The sequence below is a fragment of the Mucilaginibacter sp. P4_G9 genome, assembly GCF_056400985.1.
The window spans coordinates 1-2,442 of record NZ_JBFUKF010000580.1; the positions used below are offsets into that span (position 1 = coordinate 1).

Genomic DNA, 2,442 nt, shown 5'->3' on the forward strand with positions numbered 1-2,442 from the left:
AAGAAGGGCTGATGGTGCGCTTAATTAATGAGGCCGGTGAGTTGGGGATCCTGGGTGTTTCCGTCCCTGAGGAATATGGTGGCTTTGGTAAAGATTTCACCACAGCTATGCTCATCAGCGAAAAAACAGGTCCTGGTGCGTCGTTCTCTGTAGCTGCAATGGCACATACGGGCATTGGCACACTGCCGATACTTTATTATGGTAACGCCGAGCAAAAAAACAAATACATCCCCAAATTGGCCACTGGTGAATGGAAAGGCGCCTATTGCCTTACCGAACCGGGTGCAGGTTCTGATGCCAATTCGGGCAAAACGCGCGCTACACTATYTGCCGATGGCAAGCATTACCTGATCAACGGGCAAAAAATGTGGATCACCAATGCAGGCTTTGCCGATGTGTTCACCGTTTTTGCCAAAATTGATAACGACGAAAACCTGAGCGCATTTATTGTTGAAAAAGGTTTTGAGGGCTTGTCGCTTAACCCCGAAGAGCACAAAATGGGTATTAAAGGTAGCTCAACCCGCCAGGTATTTTTTAATGATTGTAAGGTACCGGTTGAAAACCTGCTATCGGAACGGGGTAACGGTTTCAAAATAGCCGTAAATATCCTCAACCTGGGCCGTATAAAATTAGGAGGGGCAGCATTAGGGGCAGCAAAATCCGTAATTACAAATTCGGTGAAGTATGCAAATGAGCGCGAACAATTTGGCCGTGCCATTGCGAAATATGGTGCCATCCGCTATAAATTAGGTGAGCAGGTTATCCGTGCTTACGCGGCCGAATCTGCTATGTACAGGGCCAGCCAGAACATTGAAGATGCCACACATAATTTACTTGAACATGGCATGGATGCATCTAAAGCCCGACTTAAAGGCATCGAGCTGTTTGCCATAGAAGCTGCTATTATAAAGGTACATGCATCAGAAGCGCTGGATTATATTGTAGATGAAGGGGTACAGATCTATGGTGGCATGGGCTATAGCGCCGAAGGGCCGATGGACAGGGCATATCGCGATAGCCGCATCAACCGGATCTTTGAGGGTACCAACGAAATCAACCGCATATTAACCGTGGATATGATCCTGAAACGTGCCATGAAAGGCGAAATCGACCTGATGGGTCCTGCACAGAACGTAATAGCTGAGTTAATGAGCATTCCTGATTTTAACAGTATCGAAGAAGACCTTTTCGCCAAAGAGAAAAAGTATGTATCAAACTTTAAAAAAGCAATTTTATTGGTGGCGGGTGCGGCTGTTCAAAAACTGATGACCAACCTGGCTAAAGAGCAGGAAGTTTTGATGAACCTTGCCGATATGGTTATTGAGACGTATGCAAGCGAATCTGTTCAGCTAAGAGTAGAAAAATTAGCCGGTCAGCGTGGCGAAGACGCAGTTAAAGATCAGATTGATATAATGCAGGTTTATATCAGGGATGCCGCGGATAAAATATTTAAAGCCGGTAAAGAAGCACTTAATGCTTTTGCAGAAGGCGATGAACGCAGGATGATGATGACGGGGTTAAAACGCTTTACCAAAACAGAAGATATTAACACCACAGCAGCGCGCAGAAGAGTTGCTGCAAAACTGATTGAGCAAAATAAATATTGCTTCTAACAAAGCCTCATTTAATATTTTAAAACAGGGTATATGAAGAATGTAGCCAGATTATTTGATTGTATGGGCATCCAGGCTCAAAGCCCTAAAGCCGACCTGTTAAATGCCAAAGTAAACGGTGAATGGGTATCATACAGCACAGCCGAAGTTCATGAAAAAACTTACCAGTTAGCTATAGCGCTGCTGGAAATGGGCATATCGGCCGGCGATGGTACTACCATTGGCCGGAATAAAGTTGGCCTGATCAGCAATGGCAGGCCCGAATGGCTGATAGTTGATCTCGCGGTACAATTAATCGGAGCCATATTGGTTCCTCTTTATCCTAATAGTAGCTTAAAGGAAATGGAGCAGATTTTAATTGAAGCGGAGGTTAAATGTATTTTTGTAAGTGATGCCGACCTTTGCGGCAAGGTAAATGCAATAATTGAGCATGTCCCTTCTTTAAAATCTATTTTTTCTTTTAATGATTTAGAAAGCTGCAACAACTGGAAACAACTCCTTAAACCCATTGCTGATATTGATAGAGATAAGGTAAATGCAATAAGCGCCGGCATTAAAGAAGATGACGTAGCTACCATCATTTTTACATCAGGCACCACCGGCCGGCCCAAAGGGGTAATGCTTACTCACAAAAACATTGTAAGTAATGTTATCGGCTCGGCCGATGTGCTGAATCAAATCCCCTTAGAAAATAAACGCGCTTTAAGCTTTTTACCGCTTAACCATATTTTCGAGAAAATGTGTACCTATATCTATTTCTTTTACRGCTTCTCTATTTATTACGCCGAAAGTATGGATACCATAGGTATTAATATGAGGGAAGTAAAGC

2 protein-coding genes are annotated in these 2,442 nt (G+C 43.6%); both read left to right on the forward strand.

Features of this window, described 5'->3' with window-relative positions; genetic code table 11:
• Positions 1–1,613 (forward strand): acyl-CoA dehydrogenase family protein (locus tag AC1DPZ_RS25530; protein WP_477408782.1); only part of this gene is annotated, 1,613 nt, incomplete at its 5' end.
• A 33-nt stretch (positions 1,614–1,646) separates the two neighbouring features.
• Positions 1,647–2,442: AMP-binding protein (locus AC1DPZ_RS25535; RefSeq protein WP_477408784.1), on the forward strand; the 796-nt coding region annotated here is incomplete at its 3' end.